A 21,301-nucleotide genomic window follows, 5' to 3' on the forward strand; every position below is an offset into this window, starting at 1 on the left:
TTAGGATTTTTGTTATTTTTACAAGCTATTTGTGAATAGATTTAAGCGAAGTAATTGAATGAGGGAGGGCATTCATGTATCCATATCCTATTTATCCGTATTATGGGCAAAAACAACAAATAAAGATGCAGCCGATTGTATTTCCTCCGCAACATCAAAACCGCCAACCTGGTTTTGAATATGAAATGAATCCTCCGCCGATTTCAGAATGGGAAGGGTATAAAGGAAGTGGAAAGTTAAAAAATAAGGTGGCGATTATAACCGGAGGAGATAGTGGGATCGGGAGGGCGGTTGCTTATGTATTTGCGAAAGAGGGGGCTGCAATCGTAATTCCTTATTATAATGAGCATCAAGATGCCCAGACAACGAAGCGCAGAATTGAGGAGTTGGGTGGAAACTGCTTATTATTTTCTGGAGATCTGTCCCGGGAGCAAACGTCTTATGACGTCGTGAAATTGGCCTTACAAACCTTTGGTCGCTTGGACATTGTTATAAATAATCATGCTGTACAATTTGTGCAGAAAAGTATTCTGGATATTTCAGCTGAGCAACTGGAAAGAACGTTTAAAACAAATATTTTTGCCTTTTTTTATATGGTAAAAGCAAGTTTGCCTTATTTACAAAAGGGGAGCTCCATCATTAATACAACATCCATAACAGCGTATGAAGGAAATAAAACGTTAATTGATTATTCTGCAACAAAAGGAGCAATCACAACATTTACAAGATCTTTATCCTTATCACTTGTGGATAAAGGAATAAGAGTGAATGGAGTAGCACCTGGTCCAATCTGGACTCCGTTAATTCCGGCGAGTTTTTCAGCGAAAAATGTATCAACATTTGGTTCAGATTCGGAAATGAAAAGACCAGGGCAACCTTTTGAGCTTGCACCTGCATATGTGTATCTTGCATCAGATGATTCACGCTATGTTACAGGCCAAGTATTACACGTAAATGGAGGTCAATTTCGCACTTCGTGAAAGAACGTAGTTACGACAAAACACCCTGTGAATAACTTGTTTATAGGAGATAATAGTCCTATATATATTGTGGCGAACGAATGTACCCACACAAAATGTGGATAGAAATTGTGGATATGTTGATAACTTTTGTGGATAAGTTGTTGTTAACTGGATAATAAGCTGTTAATATCTAAATTTTTACGTTATAAAAGGTAAATACCTCAAGAAATATCAACAATTTGCAAATGAAAGCGTAGTTATCCACAATTGAAAAATAAAATTTGAAGTATTGAGGGGACCGATTATAAAAAGGTCCCTTTCTATTTGAATGAACAATTTTACTTTGACGCACGATAAGTAGTATCTACTTCAAAGGACGTGTCATGATGTCAAAAAATACATATGAATGTTTAATCGTTGGGGCAGGAATTGCCGGTTTGCAGGCGGCTATTCAATTAGGGAGGTATATGCATAAGGTAGTAGTCATTGATTCTGAAGATGGAAGGTCAAACTTATGCAGAGGCTATCATAATATTTTGGGATGGCCAAACGGCGTAAGTGGTGAAACTCTTAGAGATTTAGGAAGAAAACAAGCAGCACAGTATGGAATTGAATTTATAAAAGATTATGTAATCGAAGCTAAAAAAGATCAAGAAATAATAATGGTGAAAACGAAATCAGGTAAAACCTATGAATCCACAACCCTTTTGTTATCCACAGGAATAAAAGATCGAATACCCGGGATTAAAAACATAAACCCGTGTTTAGGTGTTTCCATCTATGTTTGTCCGGATTGTGATGGCTATGAGGTAAGGGATCAGCATGTTCTCCTTTTAGGGTCAGGGAAAACAGGTGCAAATTTAGCGCTAACTCTTACTTATTGGACAGATAAGATTACGTTCATTAATCATGATGGAGAAATAGAGCTGTCATTATTAAATGAGCTCAAGCAAAAGAACATAGCTGTTATCAATGAAGAGATTGACGGGATTATCACTGAAAATGAATCAGACTTTAAAGGTGTGACATTAAAAAATGGACAAATCGTACATGGTGATAAGGGATTTATCGGATTTGGCGGAAATGCTGTTCATTCTGAGCTTGCAAAACAATTAGGTGTGGAAAGGCTTGAAAATAAACATGTTCTTGTAGATCCTCGAACAAAGGAAACAAATATAACAAATGTTTGGGCAGCGGGAGATCTTATTGCCCACTCAGAACAAGTGACTATTGCGATGGCAGACGGATGTCAGGCAGCAATATGGATTCATAAACGACTATTGAAAAACAATAAGTGAAATCTCTGTTTTCCTTCGTCGTGATGTTTTGTATCATAGAGAGAGTAGGAAACAATAAGGGAGAGGTTGGATTTGAAAAAAGAAATTGAAGAATTGTACGATGAAGTGTATGAAAAACTGGCTGAATATCATCAAAAGTCTTTTGACTACACGGAAAAGCTATCAGAATACCCACTCACCCAATCTGAAGAAGTGACAGAGAAGCTGGAAAGAATCGAATTTGCCTTACAAGCGGCTAAGGATATTTTAGAAAATATCATGACACCTGGAACAAAGATGACGATTATGCATCAAAAGGGGACCATTCAAATAGATCTAAATAATTGAGAGAAGAGTCGTTGCGGTACACGCCTCTATTTTATACGATCAGAAAGCTAAAATTTTATGGATAATAGTATGAGAAAAACTAAGGCTTTCACCATTAGGACTTGGCGATAAACCAAGTTTTTCTAAATAGGTAAGAAAGTATAAAATTTTGTACTTAGTGTGGATGTCTAGCTCCAGCGCCTAGCCCCGAAGTATAAGACGTGCAAGTGCCGTCTTTGCGACAAGACGTCGCGTTCTTAGACTGCCTCTAGGTCAAAGTCAATTTGGAATTGAAGGCAAAGAACGCCTTCTATTCCAAATCGCCTTATTTGCCCTAGGCTGGTCAAGGCGCTTGCGCTTTTCTTATAAAAAAGGGGAAATTTTCACCAAGTGAATAACTAGGAATAAAATGCAAATATCTTTTAAAATATGTAGTTTTCTGTATAATGAAGACATAAACAAAATAACGATCTATCTTCGGGGCAGGGTGAAATTCCCGATCGGCGGTATTAAGAAACTTTCTTTAAGCCCGCGAGCCTTTTAGGCAGGATTTGGTGCGATTCCAAAGCCGACAGTATAGTCTGGATGGGAGAAGATGGAGGTTCAGCTAACGTTCAAAAAATAACTAGATGAACGTTTATTTAAGATGCCTTCAACACTCCCTCATACATTTGTGAGGGAGTTTTTTATGTGGTAATTAACCGCATAAGGTATCTTATTTTGCGAACACCTCTTCCAAACGCGATGGATCAATGGAGGAGAAAGACAAATGATTAGAACAGAAAGATTTAGTGTAAGAACAATGGCTTCAGTTGCAATGCTTAGCAGTATATCGTATTTATTAATGCTGTTAGTTTTCCCGTTGCCGTTATTTCCTACCTTTTTATTCATTGATTTTAGTGACATTCCTGCACTAATTGCTACCATTATGTTTGGTCCAGTGGCAGGTGTCTTAGTCGTTTTAATTAAAAATATCATTAATTTCTTAATGATGGGAAGTCCAACTGGAGTGCCTGTAGGTCACATAGCAAACTTCTTAGCAGGAGTTGTCTTTATCTTACCTACGTATTTTGTATATAAAAAAATGGAAACAAGAAAAGGAATGATGATTGCTCTTGCGGTTGGAACACTTTCAATGGCAATTATTATGAGTATATTAAACTATTTATTTATCCTTCCGGCATATACCTACTTCATGCAGGCACCTGATATGCGCAATTTAGTTATACCTGCAATATTACCGTTTAATGTAGTAAAAGGTGTGCTGATGTCAACAATGTTTGTATTGGTATTTGTCCGACTTAAAAGTTGGATGACAAAAGTTGCATAAAAGAACGAAGACATCCCCAGTGATTTACTGGGGACTATTTTTTGCCGAAAAAGCTATCCTCAGGGAAAACGAGGTAACCTTTATTAATAATGACAAACGGTAACATGTGGATCAACCTAAACAGTATGTTTCTCTTGCCTAATTTCTCCTGGCGATTTCCCGGTGAGTTTCCTGGTTATCTTATTTAAATAATTCGCATTTTTATACCCGACTAACTGTGCAATTTCATCAACTGTATATCTTGTATGCTGCAAAAGCTCGATGGCCTTTTGTAGGCGAATATTTGTTAAATATTGAATAGGCGTTGTCCCAGTTTCTTCTTTAAACAATCTTGTAAAGTGATACTTAGATAATTTTGAAGCCTCTGCCATTTCCTCTGCTCCAATATCATCCTGGTAATAGTTTTGGGCGAATAAAACAGCGCTTATAATTCCTTCTGACCAATCCTCCATAAATTTATCAACTGTTTTTAAGGATAAAGATAATTCCATTAAAAATTGATAAGCAATGCTTGAGCCATGGTAGGCATTGGTGATTTTTTTCGATTGAATCATCGTAAATTTGCTTAAGCAGTTTAATGAGTGGTGATTCCGGGTGGAAACGAACAACCTGGTTGTCTGATTTTTTAACCTGCTCCCAACAGCGCTTTGCTTCGTTTCCGTATAGAGTTAAATAGAGAAACTCCCATTTTGTTGATTGCTCAGGTAAATAATAACGATAATTGCTTGGACTGTTCACAATAAACGCATGGCCTGCTTTTAGTTGATAAATCTTTCCGTCAATATTGATTTCTCCATGTCCTGATAACGTATATTGAAAAATGTATTTATCTTGATCCTTTCTTTCTGTACCGCTCCAAGAATAAATCGATGAATCCTGTTCATCCCAACCAACAGACCAAATTTGTGCAACTTTGTTCACATTAGGTTCATTAAACCGAAAAACAATTGCGCCCTTTTTCTTTTCCATAGCAAAAAAATCCCCCTTTCTTACCCTTTTTCGTTGAGGTGAGCAAAAAAAGACTGAAGTATGTTCGTAAAACGTATGAAATATAGCTATATTCATTGTGTTTAAATAAAACTTCTAAGCAAATAAGTGCTAATGTATAAAATAATTTTACCATTGTTCCTGGTAAGAAAGGAACTTACAATAAAGATAACGTTATCACAAACAAAAACGCGAGATGAAGGGTGATTTCCAATGACAGAACAATTACTTCAACAATTTAAACAGATATTCAACAACGATCAGTCTGTTCGCACTTTTTTTGCGCCGGGCCGAGTGAATTTAATAGGAGAACATACAGATTATAATGGAGGTCATGTGTTTCCATGTGCGTTAACGTTTGGGACATACGCAGTCGTTGCACCAAGAAATGACCAATCTATTTGTCTGTACTCAGTCAATTTTCCAAATGTAGGCATCATTGAACTATCAACTCAAGATCAGTTTGTACGTCAAAAAGAGCATGATTGGGCCAACTACCCTAAAGGTGTGATGAAAGAGTTTATTGATCGAGGCAATCAGCTTAAAACAGGATTTGATGTTTTATACTACGGTAATATCCCGAATGGTGCGGGATTATCTTCTTCAGCATCTATTGAACTTGTTACAGCAGTTGCTTTACAATCAATCTTGGAAACAACGTTCAGTAGTGTGGATCTTGTTAAAATGAGTCAGCATGCAGAAAATGAATTTATCGGCGTTAGCTGTGGCATTATGGATCAATTTGCGATCGGAATGGGAAAAGAAGACCATGCAATTTTGTTAAATTGTCAAACACTGGACTATCAATATAGCCCGATTGTCCTTGAAAATGCCTCACTTGTTATTGCCAACACAAATAAACGCAGAACACTTGCAGACTCGAAATACAATGAAAGACGCTCGGAATGTGAACGTGCTCTTTCACAATTGCAAAAGGAATTATCAATTCAATCTCTTGGCGACCTAACACCAGAGCAATTTGAACAACATCGATATTTAATTGAAAACGAAGTTGATCAAAAGCGTGCAAAACATGCTGTTTATGAAAATGCGAGAACAATTCTGGCAGTTGAAAAACTTCAACAAGGTGATATTGAAAGCTTTGGTCAATTAATGTGTGATTCTCACACATCTTTACGAGATGATTATGAGGTAACTGGTTTTGAGCTTGATACTTTAGTAGAAGCAGCCCTTAGCCAAGAAGGTGTTATCGGCTCAAGAATGACAGGAGCTGGCTTTGGCGGTTGTACAGTATCGATTGTGAAAAATGATAAAATTGAAGAATTCATTCAAGATGTAGGCAAACGCTATAACGAAAAAACAGGATTAAAAGCTGACTTTTACGTAGCGAATGTTGGCGATGGAGCAAAAGAAATAAACATGAACTAAACAATTGGAGGATGAAAAGATGGCAGTTTTAGTTTGCGGTGGAGCAGGATATATCGGTAGTCACGCGGTTTCCGAGCTGTTAGATCGAAATGAAGAGGTTGTAGTGGTTGATAATCTTCAAAAGGGACATCTACCGGCTGTTTTAGAAGGAGCAAAATTTTACAACGGTGATTTACGTGATGAAGCTTTCCTAAAAAACGTTTTCCAAGAAAATGATATCGAAGCAGTCATCCACTTTGCGGCTGATTCACTAGTAGGCGAAAGTGTTGAAAAACCACTTCAATACTATGAAAACAATGTGTACGGAACAATGTGCCTTTTAAAGGTGATCCAAGAGTTTGGTGTAAAGAAGATTGTCTTTTCATCAACGGCTGCAACCTATGGTGAAGCAGAAAATATTCCAATCGTTGAGACTGACCCTACTGTTCCAACAAACCCATATGGCGAAACAAAGCTTGCAGTTGAAAAAATGCTGAAGTGGAGTGAACAGGCATACGGATTAAAATATGTCGTGCTTCGCTATTTCAATGTTGCTGGTGCTCATATGGAAGGAAAACTTGGCGAAGACCATGATCCGGAAACACACTTAATTCCAATCATTTTACAAGTAGCCTTGGGAGATCGTGAGAAAATTATGATCTTTGGTGATGACTACAACACAGAAGATGGCACATGTATAAGAGATTATATTCATGTGACAGACTTAGCGGATGCTCATATTTTAGCGATTGAAAAGCTGCGCAAAGATCATACAAGCGCTACGTATAATCTTGGAAATGGAAACGGCTTTTCGGTAAAAGAAGTGATCGAAACAGCTCGAAAAGTAACAGGTCATCCAATTCCTGCAGAAGTTGCACCGCGTCGTGCAGGTGACCCGGCTGTTTTAATTGCTTCATCCGAAAAAGCGATCAATGAGCTTGGATGGAAACCTAAATATGCAGATCTTCACACAATGATTGAAAGCGCCTGGAACTGGTTTCAAAAGAATCCTAAAGGCTATCAAAAATAAATTTCTTTTTGCGACATCCAGCTCCAGCGCCTAGCACCTCTAGGGTCTAGCCAATTTAGAATTGAAGGCAAAGAACACCTTCTATTCTAAATCGTCTTATTTGCCCGAGGCTGAACAAGGCGCTTGCGCTTTTGATATAAGACGAGAGGGTGTATACCATGTCTATTCATATTGATGCTGAAATAGAAAGATTGCTTCAATTTGCTTTAAAAAAGGAAATAATTACAGTCTGGGACGTGGATTTAGCCCGCAATAAAATCTTAGAGGTGTTACAGCTTTCTGATGTGAAAGCTGTAACAGTTGATGAGGAAGTACCGGATTCTCCTGTATCCATTTTAGACTCGATATTGGATTGGGCTGCTGAACAGGGACTTATCGAAGATAACACTGTTACCTACCGAGATTTATTTGACACAAAAATAATGGGCTGTCTTGTTCCTTCACAAGGGGAAATCATACGTCGATTTGATGAACTTGTCTTTCAGGGCGGACCTAAACAAGCAACAGAATGGTTTTACCAGTTCTCACAGGATGTGCATTATATTCGGACTGACCGCATAGAGAAAAATGAAAAATGGCTTGTTGGTACGGAATATGGTGATCTGCAAATGACAATCAATTTGTCAAAGCCAGAAAAAGATCCTGTTGCGATTGCGGCGGCAAGAAATATGCAAAAAAGTGAGTACCCTGATTGTCTTTTATGTAAAGAGAATGTTGGATATGCAGGTCGTTTGGATCATCCGGCAAGACAAAATCATCGCATTATTCCTGTTACACTTGATGATGAACAATGGTTTCTACAGTTCTCACCATATGTGTATTACAATGAGCATGCGATTGTCTTTTCAGGTGAACATAAGCCGATGAAAATTTCCAAAGACTCATTTAAAAAGCTTCTGCATTTTGTTGAGCAGTATCCTCATTATTTCCTTGGGTCAAATGCAGATTTACCGATTGTGGGAGGATCTATTTTAAGTCATGACCACTTCCAAGGGGGACATCATACCTTCCCGATGGAAGTAGCAGAAAAAATGTATACTTTTTCTGTAAGTAAATACCCATCCATTGATTTCGCCATCGTGAAGTGGCCGATGTCTGTGCTGCGTCTGCAAGGAAATAATCAAGAAGATTTAATTGCAGCAGCAGATGATATATTACATGAATGGAAGACCTATAGTGACGAGACTGTAGAAATACACGCTTTTTCCGGTGAGACTCCACATAACACGATCACACCGATTGCCAGAAGAAGAGGCGAACTTTTTGAGCTTGATTTGGTATTAAGAAATAACCGAACTAGTGATGAGCATCCTTTCGGGATTTTCCATCCTCATCAAGAGGTTCATCATATTAAAAAGGAAAATATCGGCTTAATCGAGGTAATGGGATTAGCTGTATTACCGGGAAGACTACTGGATGAGCTCAAAAAACTAGCAGAATACTTGGTTAACGAAGATGGCTTAGGCAAGATCGCAAGAGATGACGAAATGAACAAACATTATGAATGGGCGAAACAGGTATATAATAAATACCCAGATCTAACAGAAGCCAATGTGTATGATGTACTGTTAAAAGAAGTAGGACATGTTTTTGCAACCATTTTAGAGCATGCAGGAGTATTCAAGCAGGATGAAGCCGGACAACAAGGATTTAAGCGCTTTGTTCAGCAACTGCAAACTTCATTAAAATAAAAAATGTATATTTACTAGTATAAGATGTCTTAAATGTGTCAATGATGCTAGTAATCCCCCCTAATTTTTATATATGTATGTTGCCTCCTTACTTGTAAGGGGGTATTTTTTTTGAATGTAAGAAAGTATAAATTTTGTACTTAGTATTAGTGTCCAGCCCCGACAAGCATAAGCCACAAATGAATTGAAGACACAGAACGTCTTCTATGCATTTCCGTCTTAATTGCCCTAGGCTGATCAAGGCGCTTGCGCTTTTCAACACCAAAAGGGACAGCTTTGAACTGTCCCTATCAATATCATTGAGCTACAATAACGACTCTGCCCTCATCAAGCTCTTCCTCTAATTCATTTGCTTTTGTTTGTGAAACTCCTAATGATGTCATTCTCTCTCTCAGGCTATATCCCCGAGATCGAAAAACATTGGCCATTTTATCAAAAAGACCTTCTTCTTTTAAACCGATATGACGAGTGTCTGTCTGTTCTGTTAAATGCTTGGAACGGGTAGTGTCATGTGCAAATAAATAGATGTGATCTTTATCATATCCCTGACCCTCAAGCTCCTGAATGATTTGAGTTGCTTGTACACCATTTTCTACAACATATGTTTTCAAGTTCATCATCTCCTTTTGCATGATTAATAAACTTGTACCCCGTCTAAAAGGAAATGAAACATAATGGGAAAATAAGTTATAGGCTAAAATGTTGTTTTAACTATAAAAGACAGTGAGCTCTTTGTTAAAATAGAAGAATATAAAAGAACAGGTGATGATAATGAAAATATCCATAGTGATTGTGACACATAATCGACTGAGCGAATTAGCAGAGCTTCTTGAATCTATTTCCATCCAAACCGAAGCGCCATATGAAATTATTATTGTCAATGATTGTGGAGAGAGCATTGAGCCAGTCGTTACTCTTTATAAAGAGCTGCCAATAAAAACAATTGAATTACTAGAAAATATGAAGCATGTTCGAGCCAGAAATATTGGGGTTGATCATGTGACCGGAGATTATATCATGCTTTGTGATGATGATGATCTCCTTTCACCAAAGCATATGGAATATGCAAAAGAAGCCTTACATGAGGCGGATTTTGTTTATTTTGATGCTGAAATTGTAAATTTTGAAAAGCGCGGGAAAACCCGTATTCCTTTAAAAAGACGAACGTTTGCCTATCACTATGATGAACAAGGAATGAGGAAGTTCTCCACCTATGTCCCCTCAGGCAGTGTGTATAAAAAGGATTTGCATGATAAAATCGGAATGTTTGATCCTAATGTACATAACTATTGGGATTGGGATTTTATGTTAAGAGCTGCACAGGCTTGTCAAGTGAAAAGGGTTCCTGTTGCCAGTGTCATTTACGCATTTGCAGAGAGTGGAGCAAACCAATCAGCAAGCTTAAATGATAAGCGGAAAACCTATTTAGATAAGTTATGTGAAAAACATCACTTAGGATCACTACCACAGAAAAATTTCTTTGTTTTGCTTGAAGAGCCGGAAATGAAAGGTCGTGAAGCAAAAACAGCGATTGTATGGGATGGACAACCAATTCATACCCGTTATAGCAGATGAGAGGTACTAAAAGATGAATGAGAAAATGGACCAAAGCTGGAGCAAGTTACTGAGTAAACAATTTGAAATGGACTATTTTAAAAAACTAACAGATTTTTTAGATGATGAATATAAGCAACAAACTATATTTCCAAAGCGGGAAGATATTTTTCGCGCTTTAAATGAAACACCATATGAGAATGTGAAGGTGGTCATCTTCGGACAAGATCCATATCATGGAGAAGGGCAGGCACAAGGGTTAAGTTTTTCTGTTCAACCAGGCGAAAAACTTCCTCCTTCCCTGCGAAATATTTTCACCGAGCTTTGTGAAGATATAAAGTGTGACAAACCCCAAAATGGTTCATTGGTTAAATGGTCAAAGCAAGGTGTTCTGCTTTTAAACACGGTGCTCACCGTTAGGAAAGGTCAGCCTAATTCCCATAAAGGAAAAGGGTGGGAAATCTTAACCGATGAAATCATACATGTATTAAATAACCGTGAAAAGCCGATTGTTTTTATTTTATGGGGGAAACATGCTCAAGCAAAAAAACAATTGATAACCTCACCAACCCATTTCATCATCGAGTCGGCTCATCCAAGTCCATTTTCGGCAAGAAGGGGATTCTTTGGCAGTAAACCTTTTTCAAAGGCAAATGAGTTTTTAAAGCAACATGGGCTAGGTGAAATTGACTGGACCTTAAGATGAGGGAGTATGAATGATGAAAGAAACACCAATTAATTGTGTGAAGTGTAAGCATTTCTATGTTACATGGGATACGAGATTTCCAAATGGCTGTCGGGCATACGGGTTTAAATCCGCCGGCAGACCGGCAATCATGGTAAAGAAATCATCTGGAATGGCTCTGCTTAAAATATGAACAAAAGTCCATGAAGGCATAGTGGAGGGATAAGATTGGATATACCAATATCAAAGCTTCTTTCTAAAATGGAAGCAGAATTAACAAAAGCGAAAAACAGTCAATCAGAAAAGGAAAGAAGAGAGCGAATAGTTGTTATTCAATCTTTATGTGAGTTGATTTTAGATGAAAAATCACCACAGGTACAAACGATTACATCTCCTTCTTCAAACTCAATAAGTCCTGCTGAGCTTCAAAAAATGATGGGAAATATGGCAACGGTTGTTAAAAATCCATCAAGCTCTGAGGCTAGAAAAGAAGATGATGCAAATGGTGACTCATTATTTGATTTTTAATTGAAAATAGCTGGTTATCCTCTCCAAAGAAATCCATCATATTCTAAAACTAATCAGGACACAATGATAAGTAAAATTATCTTAATGGAGGTTAGTGAAATGGCATATGATGAATTTTTAAATGTAGGAAGAGGCAGATTTACGATGGGAGCGTTTGATGATTTCTCCTCAACAAAGCTCTCACATGACAGATATGATGTATATGTAAACCAAGACTTTGTTGGTCAAAAGTACTTATTAACCGCACAAGAATCTGTTCACGATATCGATGATTTCCTGAAAAACGAAGGAATTTCAAATTTCCATTCGGTAGTAGATGGAGATCATTATCATATAAAAGCAATCGAAAACGAGCACAAAGTTGCAGACGTGCTAAAAGTGTATTTGCAAAATCGTTAAGGGCCTATTTGGCTCTTTTTTAAGGTTTTTTTGCAAAGATTGTTGCTTTTAAAATTCTATTTTAAACTCTATAGTGAAATGGAGCGTAATGGAACGAACTAATTGTTTTTAACTTCAATATATTAAGTAAAAAAGCATGCGAAAACAGCCTTTTGAAAATCTCCATCATTTAGTCAAGATTTCAAGTTGAATTTAAAAGATAGTAGGGTAAGATGAAAGGGGGAGGTGTGTTTTTGATGAAGCTTTTTCTTATTCTAGGTGTGATTAATGGATTTTTAGCTGTAGCATTAGGAGCCTTCGGTGCTCATGGATTAGAAGGGAAAATTCCTGAAAAATACCTAAAAACATGGCAAACAGGTGTGCAATATCAAATGTTTCATGCCGGAGCCCTTTTTGTTGTTGCCTTTTTAGTAGATAAGTTTACAAACATTGGGGCGTTTACAACCGCAGGGTGGTTATTTTTAGCAGGGATTATTTTGTTCTCTGGAAGTCTATATGTGTTAAGTGTGACACAAATTAGTATTTTAGGTGCTATTACTCCACTTGGCGGCTTAGCGTTTTTAGGCGGATGGCTATTGGTGGGATATGCGGCAATTCGATATTTATAAAGCAGAAATACATAAATCTAAAAGCCGATCCTAAAGATCGGCTTTTAAACGACCATTACCTCGGAGAAGCCGTTGTAAGTGTGAATTGTGGATCATAATTAAGCTCCTCATCAAATGTTACATAATCCAGGTACACCATCAATAGTAAGAACCGCTTACCTGTTTGAGGATCACTTAAAATGAGATGATCTCTTCCTGCAGCTTCAACTACACCTTTAAAAATTTTCGCATTCCATTCACGATTGCCTTCGAATGTCATATAAACAGTTGCAACTTTCCCACGATTTAACCGCAAAATATTTTCAACATATGACTGTTCTAATGGCAGCATACCGGGAATATTTTGAGCTACCCCTTGCTGCTGTTGTTGTGGTAGCATTTGAGGCGGTTGAACTCCGTTTTGACCATATTGACCATATGGACTAGGATAGGCATATGTAGGATAAGGTTGTTGATAACCTGCTCCTTGTTGCATGCCTTGCATTGGGTATCCATACTGCTGGTTTTGGTTCATTGCCAAAATGACCCCTCCTTAAAATATTAATAAACATAAGGACTGTTTGAAAAAAGAAATGAAGCAAGATGGTGGTGTAAGAAAAGACATTCATTACTCAATCTTTGCTCATTCATACGTATGTAAAAGAAAAACAACTTATGACTTATCCATAAAAAATAAATAGAAGGGGATGAAATATGACTTATTTTTCTTTAGAAAAAATCACAAAAGAAACCCTTCACAAAGCAAGAGACATTGTGAATTCGAATAAAAGGTATAATGTGCTTGAAAACGGACGGGAAGAGCGCACTATGAAGGAGATGGAAGAAGAGTTTTTAAATGAAATGACAGAAAGCTTCTTTATAAAAGGAAACAATAATGAGTATATTGGTGTTTTGGACTATTTAGTTGAAAATCCCAACGACCAATATCCATGGATTGGGTTACTCATGATTCATCATGATTATCAAGAGATAGGATATGGAAAAAAGGCCTACTCTTTATTTGAAAATGAAGCAAGAAAAGCAGGGATGCAAATCGTACGGTTAGCAGTATTAACAGAGAATATCTCGGCAAGAACCTTTTGGGAGTCGCTAGGCTATAGAAGGTATGAAACAAAGCCTTATAAAGAGGGGAAAAAAGTAGACTGTTTTGAAAAGGTGATAAAAGAATAAACAGACTCAGAAATAGCTATTACATTCTGAGTCTGTTTAAAGATATAGTTTTTAGTTTACTTCAAAAAAGTTTTGAAGCTTTCCAGAATCCAGCAGGTTTCCGACAAAGAAGGAACCAAACTCTCCATATCGTGCACTCACTTCATCAAATCTCATTTCATAAACAAGCTTTTTAAATTGAAGAACATCATCAGAGAATAGTGTTACTCCCCACTCATAATCATCAAAGCCAACAGAACCGGTAATAATCTGCTTTACTTTTCCTGCGTAAGAACGACCGATTAGACCGTGACTTCTCATCATGTTACGGCGCTCTTCCATCGAAAGCATGTACCAGTTATCATTTCCTTGACGACGCTTATCCATTGGATAGAAGCAAGCATATTTAGATTGTGGAAGTTTTGGATAAAGTCTTGAGCGAATATGCGGGTTTTGATAAGGATCTTCATTACTTTCACCAGCAAGATAGTTACTAAGCTCAACAACTGAAACATAGGAATATGTCGGGAGCGTAAATTCAGCAAGCTTTGTTTTGTTGAATTCAAGCTCAATCTCATTAAGCTCCTCCATTGTAGGACGCAAGATCATCATCATGAAATCTGCTTTTTGCCCAACAATCGAGTATAGCGCATGACTACCTTGCTCAGCATTTTCAGTGACAGTCCATTTTTCAAGTAAGCCTAAAAATTCGTTAATTGCTGCTTGTCTCTCATCATTTGATAAAAGTTTCCATGAAGACCAGTCAATCGAACGGAAATCATGCAGACAATACCAACCATCTAATGTTTGTGCTGCTTCACTCATATATATTCACTCCTAAAAAGTTAATGATTATGTACACAGTTTAACTATATCATAGTTTGTCCATGAACCCTTGTGAATAAAACTTGAACTTCATGTAAGACCGAGGGAGTAAAAAAACCAATCTGTGAGAAACTTAAAAAGGGATAAAATCCTGTTAGAAAAGTTAGATTTTTTTGAAATGAAAGAAATTTATGATGTAAGCGTTATAGCTTAACAGAACAGTTTGAAAACAGAAATAAGTGGAGTATGCTAGATAAGGAAGCATTCTTTATACATATCAAGGAGGTTTTTTTCGTGTCAGATTTATTTGCTACGTTAAAAGAAAAAGTGAGCGGTCAACAAATTAAAATTGTTTTTCCGGAAGGATTAGATGAGCGTATTCTAGCGGCAGTAAACCGTTTATCAGGTGAAGGCATCCTTCAACCGATCTTAATTGGGAATCAGCAGGAAATTACGAATAAAGCATCAGAACTTAACTTAACATTAGACGGTGTAGACATTTATGATCCGCAAAACTATACGGAAATGGACGAGCTTGTTGCAGCGTTTGTTGAAAGACGTAAAGGTAAAGCAACAGAAGAAGATGCCCGCAACATTTTATTAGACGAAAACTACTTCGGAACAATGCTTGTTCACCTTGGAAAAGCTCATGGTCTTGTGAGTGGTGCAGCACATTCAACGGCTGATACGGTTCGTCCGGCTCTTCAAATCATTAAAACAAAACCAGGCATTAAAAAGACGTCAGGTGTATTTATCATGGTCCGTGGTGACGAAAAATATGTATTCGCTGACTGTGCGATCAACATTGCACCAGATAGCCAGGATCTTGCAGAAATTGCAATCGCAAGTGCACAAACAGCAAAAATGTTTGACATCGATCCACGTGTGGCGATGTTAAGCTTCTCAACAAAAGGCTCTGCTAAATCTCCTGAAACAGAAAAGGTAGCAAACGCAGTTGAAATTGCTAAAGAACTTGATTCAAGTGTTGTTCTAGATGGTGAATTCCAATTTGACGCAGCATTTGTACCATCTGTAGCTGAGAAAAAAGCTCCGGATTCTGTTATTAAAGGTGATGCAAACATATTTGTATTCCCAAGCCTTGAAGCTGGAAACATCGGCTACAAAATCGCCCAACGCTTAGGCAATTTTGAAGCAGTTGGACCAATCCTGCAAGGTTTAAATAAACCAGTAAACGACCTATCCCGCGGATGTAATGCAGAGGATGTTTATAAACTAGCACTGATTACAGCTGCACAGGCTTAATTTCATAATAGAGAAGAGAACTGGCTGAGTAAGTCGGTTCTTTTTTTTGAAAGTTTTTTTCCTAAGGCTTGTTGCGCATGATCAACATTTTAGCTCTATAGTGGAGCGCAATGGAACGAACTATTTTTCACCTTAATTGGATTTGAAACAAATTATGCGAAAATAGCTTTTTTGATTAAAAGGTTTGCCCACCAAGTCACAAGGTAATTAAATAAAGTAACAGGAAGGTAAAAGAAAATAGCGAATAATAGTATACAAGAGCGACATACAAAAGACATGAGGTGAAAACATGGAAACCAAACCAATGTACATTAACGGCAACTGGCATCAAACAGACACAACCATTGATGTAGAAAACCCTGCAACAAACGAAATTATCGCAAAAAGCGCCTATGGTGGAAAAAAAGAAGCCGCCATGGCAGTCGAAGCTGCATATGATGCTTTTTCAAGCTGGTCAAAGCTTGTCGCTGGAGAGCGTGCCGGCTACCTGAAAAAATGGTATCAATTAATTGATCAACATAAAGAAGAAATCGCAAAAATCATGACGAGTGAACAAGGAAAGCCTTTGAAGGAAGCCCTTGGAGAAGTTCAATATGCTAATAGTTTTATTGAATGGTATGCAGAAGAAGGCAAACGGATTTACGGTGAGACCATACCGAGCTCCCACCCGAATAAAAGACTGTTTGTGAGTAAGCAGCCGGTAGGCGTCATGGCAGCCATTACACCGTGGAATTTCCCAGCTGCCATGATTACCCGAAAAGTAGCACCCGCACTAGCCGCCGGCTGTACAGCTGTTATTAAACCGGCAGAACAAACGCCATTAACAGCCATTCGACTTATTGAACTGGCACATGAAGCAGGAATTCCAAAAGGTGTGCTCAATGTAGTTGTTGGAGATGCCCAGGAAATAGGCGATGTTTGGTTAAAGGATGACCGCGTACGCAAAATCTCCTTTACAGGCTCAACAGAAGTTGGAAAGCACTTAATGAGAGGAGCAGCTGAAACGGTTAAAAAAATCTCCTTAGAATTGGGGGGACATGCTCCACTGATTGTATTAGAGGACGCTGACCTCGATCAGGCAGTTGAAGGAGTCATAAGCTCCAAATTCCGAAATGCCGGCCAGACATGTGTGTGTACGAACAGAGTGTATGTTCACCAAACAATCTATGAGCCTTTCATGAACAAGTTGAAAGAGGCCTTTCAAAAGCTCCATGTTGGCGATGGACTCCAAGATCAAACGACAATTGGGCCATTAATTGACCGTAATGCCCTAAAAAAAGTAAAGAACCACTTAGAAGATGCATCGAATAAAGGTGGAGATATTACCTATTTAGGACAATCATTAGACAGTGAGAATGGTTACTTTATGACACCTGTTATTGTTGGTCAGGCAAGTGATGATATGCTTTGTATGAAAGAGGAAACATTTGGACCTGTTGCACCAGTCACAACGTTTGAAACAATTGAAGAAGTGGTCAAACGGGCAAATCAATCTCCATATGGCTTAGCGGCATATGTATTTACACAAAATATTTCCAAAGGTATCAGAATGGTAGAGGACCTTGAATATGGAATTGTTGGACTAAATGATGGATTACCTTCTGTTGCGCAAGCACCATTTGGCGGTTTTAAGGAAAGTGGACTTGGTCGTGAAGGCGGACATTATGGAATTGAGGAATATTTGGAAGTGAAATATATCTCATTGGGGCTTTAGGAGGTTCTGTTTAATAGGTTTTTGCTGTAAAGCTGATAGTGATATAATAAGGGATAGTAAAAGTTAAGGAGTAAACAGCATGAACCTATTACAGCCGTCCTCATTAATCTACCAACCAAAATGGAGAGTCATTGATCAATCAAGCTTAGGACCGCAGTTTGACGCTAAGCATTCGTTTGCTATAGATGATACACTCTGTGCAAGTGTCGGAAAAAATGAATCACCAGCAACAGTCAGAACATGGGTGCACCATCAAACGATCGTGTTAGGAATACAGGATACAAAACTACCATTCTTAGAGGATGGACTTCAATTTCTTCATGATCAGGGCTATCAAGTGATTGTACGAAATTCCGGCGGGCTGGCGGTTGTGTTGGATAAGGATGTTTTAAACATTTCCCTCATCTTCCCTGAGTCTGAAAAGGGAATTGATATAGACCGTGGATATGACGCGATGCTCGATTTAATCAAGCATATGCTAAAAGATTATGATGCAAACATTGAAGCAAGAGAAATCGTCGGCTCATATTGCCCGGGCAGCTATGATTTAAGTATAAATGGTAAGAAGTTTGCAGGGATTTCACAAAGAAGACTACGCGGAGGAGTTGCGGTTCAAATCTATCTTTGTGTAACAGGCAGTGGAGAAGACCGTGCAGATCTTATTCGTCAATTTTACGAGCTCTCTCTTAAAAAGGAACAAACGAAATTTGTTTTTCCAACAATAAAGCCTGAGACAATGTCGTCTCTAAGTGATTTATTGGGAGTCAACCTAACTGTTGAAAGGCTTTTATATCAGTTGCTTTTCACATTAAAAGAACACAGCCAGGACTTAATGTCGTCATCTTTAACTGTAGAAGAACAGCTTTTATTTCAGCAAAATTTGCTTCGGATGATTGATCGAAATGAAAAGGTATTTATCAAAAAAGGCTAGCCGTTATTATTCGGCTAGCTCCTTTTCGTTTTCATTAATTTTTTCCAGAATTCTTCTTTTTCTATATAACATAATGCCAACTTCTGATAAATCATTGATCATGGAGCGGTTAGTGATCGCTCCAAATAAAATACCTGCAATAGGAACCATTTGCAACAGCTTTTTCCAGCCGAATTGATCACGGTACGTATAAACAACTTCACGCCATCCTTGGAGCTGTGAAATCATTTCGTTATTTGTTACTTCTTTTCTATTATAAAAAGAAGATAATTCATTTAATATGGCCTGTTTTCCAACAATATCAGCAGAAGAAAACTGCAGGCATTTTACAATGAAGATACGTTCGTCCCGATCTTTAGGATCGTAGCCATATGTAATGGCAATTTCCTGCAACGTTTTCAGCGACAGGCCCAATAAGACAGGGATATCAATGGCAAGGGTGAAAATACCTCCAACACCTGTTGTTGCCCCCTGAATGGTAGCTAGGTTTCCCCGATTCGTTTTTAATTGATCACTAACCTCATCCATAGTAGACAGAGGGAGGGAGGCAATATCTTGTATAGTCAGCTCTTGATGTTGATTCGATTGTTTTTGAAGCCTTTTTAAGATTGATTTTTCTTGTGTTAAATATTGACCGCCAGTTTGCACGAATTGTCCAAGCTCATCTAAAAGGAGACCTATTTTCTTTTGGATAAATGCCGGTGTGATTTTATCTAATAGCTTAAATGGAAGTCTGCCAATTTTCTCCCAAAAAAAGATTCCTTTCTGATCCTGCTCCCATTTTTCAATTGTTTTTAGCTCAGTTAATAGCCAGTCTTTGTTTTCCATGATCAAACCAACCTTTTTGAAATGTGATGTTAAAGTTAATACGTAGGAGGTCCTTTAATAGTTTCAAAAAAATAAAAAGGCGTGCCACAAATAGGCACACCATTAGGTATTACTCTGCCATCTTTTCCAAGTTTCCATTACGGTCCATTTTAAATGTTGTAGGTGCTGTGCGGTCTTCTTCATCAAATAGGACAAGCTTACGAGCGCGGTTCATGATTTTCATTAGTGTTTCATAGTCTTCTTGAACGGTTACAGTGTCTTGTTCTAGTTTTTCTACCTTTTTCATCAGCTCATCATTTTGTAAAGATAAATCTTGGTTTTCTTTCTTTAATCGTTTATTTTCACTTACTAATGCTTCTGATTGTAGATTGTTTGTTTTATAAGACTGCAAGAATGCAATAACATGATCCATTGTTAATCTGTTATTTATGCTTACAGGCTGCTTGATTTGCGGCATTTCTTTTGGTTGGGCTGCAGGTGTTGCTACAGGTGCTTGATGGCTGAATGGTGTTTTAACATCTTCGTCAGCCGGCATCACTTCAGCCATATGACTCTCTAAACTTGCCAACATGGTTTGCTCTTCATGTTGATCAAAATCATCAATTTCCATCTCCATAGTAGGTGTATCAGGCGTATATAAAAGCTGCTTTTTCACTGGTTGTCCTTTTCCCAAAGCTCTCATCCGCTGTTTACGTTGTTTTTTAGCAAGTGATAAAGCTTTCTCATAATCATGGCGAACAACGGCATTCCAGCGGAACCCACAAGCAGCAGACGTACGATTCAACTTGTCTCCTACTTCTTCAAAAGCATTTAATTGAGTACTGCCTTCTCTCACATGACGTAAAACCGTTTCAGCTAGTAATAAATCATTCTCTTCAGACCATGCGTCTTGTCTTTGTTTCATTTTTTCCAACTCCCTATATAAATAGATTATTTACTTCCAACTGTTAGTAAGCATGGACAAGTTGAAGGTGTTTTATACAAATTTGTTAAGAGGATAGTAGATTTTTTCAAAATGTTCATAGGTTTTTTAAAATCTACTGAAAACCGATGGTAAATCAACCCTTTGAAGGAAGTGAAAACTTTTTGTCCTTTGTCCAGCGTTACTTGCATAGAGGGAAAAATAACGGTAAAATACCTCTTAGTGAAAAACGGTAGTATGCCTATTGTAAGGAAAGGATTGGGAAATCAATGGCAAATGAATTTCGTATTTGTGATGATTGCCAAGCAACAAATATAAAAACACTTGTGCCTAAGTTAAAAAAGGTAGATTCAGAAGCTAAGATAGATATTGCCTGCCAATCTTATTGTGGCCCGGGAAGAAAGAAATCATTCTGTTTTGTAAACAATCGTCCATTAGCAGCACCGTCAGAGGACGAATTAATTGAAAAGATCGTTCAGAAATTATCAAAATAACATCACCTTTGTGTTTGTATACATGGGTGATGTTTTATTTTGAGGGAGAACGGGTTTATAGTAATTAGTTTTGGTGTCAAGCTCCGAAGCACAGGATGTGCAAGTGCAGTCAATGCGACAGAACGTCGCGTGTTTTGACTGCCAGCGCCCAGCCCAAAGAGATCATAAGCCAATTTAGAATTGAAGGCAAAGAACGCCTTCTATTCTAAATTGGCTTATGCCTGCCTTAGTCTGATCAAGGCGCTTCCGCTTTTCTTATTGTCGAATGATTTTGCGGATTTTGGGTGTTATTGTCGATTGGAAGCCGATATAATAATAAGTGGAAGTTAGTGAATGGCGTCAAAATTTAGGCTGTTTTCTGCAAAGTTTGTTGCTTTCAAAGATTTATAAAAAGAATAGCGAAATGGAACGAACCTGTTCTTACGGTTA

General features: G+C 37.8%; 25 protein-coding genes and 1 riboswitch. Of the genes, 18 read left to right on the top strand and 7 right to left on the bottom strand.

Annotated elements, in window-relative coordinates:
- Positions 1-74 precede the first annotated feature (74 nt).
- The 4 genes from AC0L8O_RS23430 (at position 75) to AC0L8O_RS23445 (ending at position 3,896) form a co-directional block, all read left to right on the top strand.
- Positions 75-980 (top strand): SDR family oxidoreductase, encoded by a 906-nt coding sequence (locus AC0L8O_RS23430; protein WP_473445663.1) that lies wholly within the window; start codon positions 75-77, stop codon positions 978-980.
- Between the two features lie 365 nt (positions 981-1,345).
- On the top strand, positions 1,346-2,260 hold the full coding sequence (locus tag AC0L8O_RS23435) for an NAD(P)/FAD-dependent oxidoreductase (RefSeq protein WP_473445665.1): 915 nt from the start codon (positions 1,346-1,348) through the stop codon (positions 2,258-2,260).
- Positions 2,261-2,332: 72 nt separating this feature from the next.
- Positions 2,333-2,587, top strand: a complete 255-nt coding sequence (locus tag AC0L8O_RS23440; RefSeq protein ID WP_473445667.1) for a hypothetical protein — start codon at positions 2,333-2,335, stop codon at positions 2,585-2,587.
- 448 nt (positions 2,588-3,035) lie between these two features.
- A riboswitch (FMN riboswitch) is annotated at positions 3,036-3,167 on the top strand.
- A 168-nt stretch (positions 3,168-3,335) separates the two neighbouring features.
- Positions 3,336-3,896, top strand: a complete 561-nt coding sequence (locus tag AC0L8O_RS23445; RefSeq protein ID WP_473445669.1) for an ECF transporter S component — start codon at positions 3,336-3,338, stop codon at positions 3,894-3,896.
- A gap of 116 nt (positions 3,897-4,012) precedes the next feature.
- Here the strand turns inward: AC0L8O_RS23445 and AC0L8O_RS23450 are convergent, their stop codons facing one another.
- Both AC0L8O_RS23450 and AC0L8O_RS23455 read right to left on the bottom strand, forming a co-directional pair.
- Complete coding sequence (locus AC0L8O_RS23450; protein WP_473445671.1) at positions 4,013-4,348, bottom strand: helix-turn-helix domain-containing protein; 336 nt, start codon at positions 4,346-4,348, stop codon at positions 4,013-4,015.
- 7 nt (positions 4,349-4,355) lie between these two features.
- Positions 4,356-4,865, bottom strand: a complete 510-nt coding sequence (locus AC0L8O_RS23455) for an AraC family ligand binding domain-containing protein (RefSeq protein ID WP_473445673.1) — start codon at positions 4,863-4,865, stop codon at positions 4,356-4,358.
- Positions 4,866-5,096: 231 nt separating this feature from the next.
- Here AC0L8O_RS23455 and AC0L8O_RS23460 point away from each other — a divergent pair, with 231 nt between their 5' ends.
- The 3 genes from AC0L8O_RS23460 (at position 5,097) to galT (ending at position 8,972) form a co-directional block, all read left to right on the top strand.
- Entirely contained in the window at positions 5,097-6,272 is a 1,176-nt protein-coding gene (locus tag AC0L8O_RS23460; RefSeq protein WP_473445675.1) for a galactokinase, read from the top strand.
- 19 nt (positions 6,273-6,291) lie between these two features.
- On the top strand, positions 6,292-7,281 hold the full coding sequence (gene galE, locus AC0L8O_RS23465) for a UDP-glucose 4-epimerase GalE (RefSeq protein WP_026563038.1): 990 nt from the start codon (positions 6,292-6,294) through the stop codon (positions 7,279-7,281).
- Positions 7,282-7,439: 158 nt separating this feature from the next.
- Positions 7,440-8,972: a UDP-glucose--hexose-1-phosphate uridylyltransferase gene (galT, locus tag AC0L8O_RS23470; RefSeq protein WP_473445677.1), complete on the top strand. Its 1,533-nt coding sequence runs from the start codon at positions 7,440-7,442 to the stop codon at positions 8,970-8,972.
- A gap of 296 nt (positions 8,973-9,268) precedes the next feature.
- On the opposite strand, the gene AC0L8O_RS23475 is transcribed toward galT, so the two are convergent.
- Complete coding sequence (locus tag AC0L8O_RS23475; RefSeq protein WP_473449114.1) at positions 9,269-9,592, bottom strand: YflT domain-containing protein; 324 nt, start codon at positions 9,590-9,592, stop codon at positions 9,269-9,271.
- 151 nt (positions 9,593-9,743) lie between these two features.
- Between AC0L8O_RS23475 and AC0L8O_RS23480 the strand changes: the two genes are divergently transcribed.
- The 6 genes from AC0L8O_RS23480 (at position 9,744) to AC0L8O_RS23505 (ending at position 12,746) form a co-directional block, all read left to right on the top strand.
- A complete protein-coding gene (locus AC0L8O_RS23480) occupies positions 9,744-10,547 on the top strand; it encodes a glycosyltransferase family 2 protein (protein ID WP_473445679.1) in 804 nt (267 codons plus the stop codon).
- 13 nt (positions 10,548-10,560) lie between these two features.
- Positions 10,561-11,232, top strand: a complete 672-nt coding sequence (locus AC0L8O_RS23485; protein WP_473445681.1) for a uracil-DNA glycosylase — start codon at positions 10,561-10,563, stop codon at positions 11,230-11,232.
- A 10-nt stretch (positions 11,233-11,242) separates the two neighbouring features.
- Positions 11,243-11,404, top strand: a complete 162-nt coding sequence (locus AC0L8O_RS23490; protein ID WP_473445683.1) for a uracil-DNA glycosylase — start codon at positions 11,243-11,245, stop codon at positions 11,402-11,404.
- A gap of 35 nt (positions 11,405-11,439) precedes the next feature.
- Positions 11,440-11,739 carry a YwdI family protein gene (locus AC0L8O_RS23495; RefSeq protein WP_026563044.1) on the top strand — a complete coding sequence of 100 codons (300 nt, stop codon included), beginning with the start codon at positions 11,440-11,442 and terminating at the stop codon, positions 11,737-11,739.
- Positions 11,740-11,838: 99 nt separating this feature from the next.
- Positions 11,839-12,138 carry a hypothetical protein gene (locus tag AC0L8O_RS23500; protein ID WP_473445685.1) on the top strand — a complete coding sequence of 100 codons (300 nt, stop codon included), beginning with the start codon at positions 11,839-11,841 and terminating at the stop codon, positions 12,136-12,138.
- Between the two features lie 236 nt (positions 12,139-12,374).
- Positions 12,375-12,746: a DUF423 domain-containing protein gene (locus tag AC0L8O_RS23505; RefSeq protein WP_026563046.1), complete on the top strand. Its 372-nt coding sequence runs from the start codon at positions 12,375-12,377 to the stop codon at positions 12,744-12,746.
- A 55-nt stretch (positions 12,747-12,801) separates the two neighbouring features.
- Here AC0L8O_RS23505 and gerQ read toward each other — a convergent pair whose 3' ends face one another.
- Positions 12,802-13,260, bottom strand: a complete 459-nt coding sequence (gerQ, locus tag AC0L8O_RS23510; protein WP_473449117.1) for a spore coat protein GerQ — start codon at positions 13,258-13,260, stop codon at positions 12,802-12,804.
- A gap of 179 nt (positions 13,261-13,439) precedes the next feature.
- On the opposite strand from gerQ, the gene AC0L8O_RS23515 reads away from it, so the two are divergent.
- On the top strand, positions 13,440-13,916 hold the full coding sequence (locus AC0L8O_RS23515) for a GNAT family N-acetyltransferase (RefSeq protein ID WP_473445687.1): 477 nt from the start codon (positions 13,440-13,442) through the stop codon (positions 13,914-13,916).
- 51 nt (positions 13,917-13,967) lie between these two features.
- On the opposite strand, the gene hemQ is transcribed toward AC0L8O_RS23515, so the two are convergent.
- The gene (hemQ, locus tag AC0L8O_RS23520; protein WP_473445689.1) at positions 13,968-14,720 is read right to left on the bottom strand and encodes a hydrogen peroxide-dependent heme synthase; all 753 of its coding nucleotides are present in this window, start codon (positions 14,718-14,720) and stop codon (positions 13,968-13,970) included.
- A 294-nt stretch (positions 14,721-15,014) separates the two neighbouring features.
- Here hemQ and pta point away from each other — a divergent pair, with 294 nt between their 5' ends.
- The 3 genes from pta (at position 15,015) to lipL (ending at position 18,628) form a co-directional block, all read left to right on the top strand.
- Complete coding sequence (pta, locus tag AC0L8O_RS23525; protein ID WP_473445691.1) at positions 15,015-15,983, top strand: phosphate acetyltransferase; 969 nt, start codon at positions 15,015-15,017, stop codon at positions 15,981-15,983.
- 304 nt (positions 15,984-16,287) lie between these two features.
- On the top strand, positions 16,288-17,697 hold the full coding sequence (locus AC0L8O_RS23530) for an NAD-dependent succinate-semialdehyde dehydrogenase (RefSeq protein WP_473449120.1): 1,410 nt from the start codon (positions 16,288-16,290) through the stop codon (positions 17,695-17,697).
- 79 nt (positions 17,698-17,776) lie between these two features.
- Positions 17,777-18,628 carry an octanoyl-[GcvH]:protein N-octanoyltransferase gene (gene lipL, locus AC0L8O_RS23535; protein WP_473445693.1) on the top strand — a complete coding sequence of 284 codons (852 nt, stop codon included), beginning with the start codon at positions 17,777-17,779 and terminating at the stop codon, positions 18,626-18,628.
- Between the two features lie 6 nt (positions 18,629-18,634).
- Here lipL and AC0L8O_RS23540 read toward each other — a convergent pair whose 3' ends face one another.
- Both AC0L8O_RS23540 and AC0L8O_RS23545 read right to left on the bottom strand, forming a co-directional pair.
- Positions 18,635-19,456, bottom strand: a complete 822-nt coding sequence (locus tag AC0L8O_RS23540) for an EcsC family protein (protein WP_473445695.1) — start codon at positions 19,454-19,456, stop codon at positions 18,635-18,637.
- 109 nt (positions 19,457-19,565) lie between these two features.
- Complete coding sequence (locus AC0L8O_RS23545) at positions 19,566-20,360, bottom strand: RsfA family transcriptional regulator (protein WP_473445697.1); 795 nt, start codon at positions 20,358-20,360, stop codon at positions 19,566-19,568.
- Positions 20,361-20,647: 287 nt separating this feature from the next.
- On the opposite strand from AC0L8O_RS23545, the gene AC0L8O_RS23550 reads away from it, so the two are divergent.
- Positions 20,648-20,872, top strand: coding sequence for a YuzB family protein (locus tag AC0L8O_RS23550; RefSeq protein WP_026563054.1), 225 nt, complete (start codon positions 20,648-20,650; stop codon positions 20,870-20,872).
- The last annotated feature ends 429 nt before the right edge of the window (positions 20,873-21,301 follow it).

The organism is Metabacillus sp. KJ11-3 (assembly GCF_055808295.1).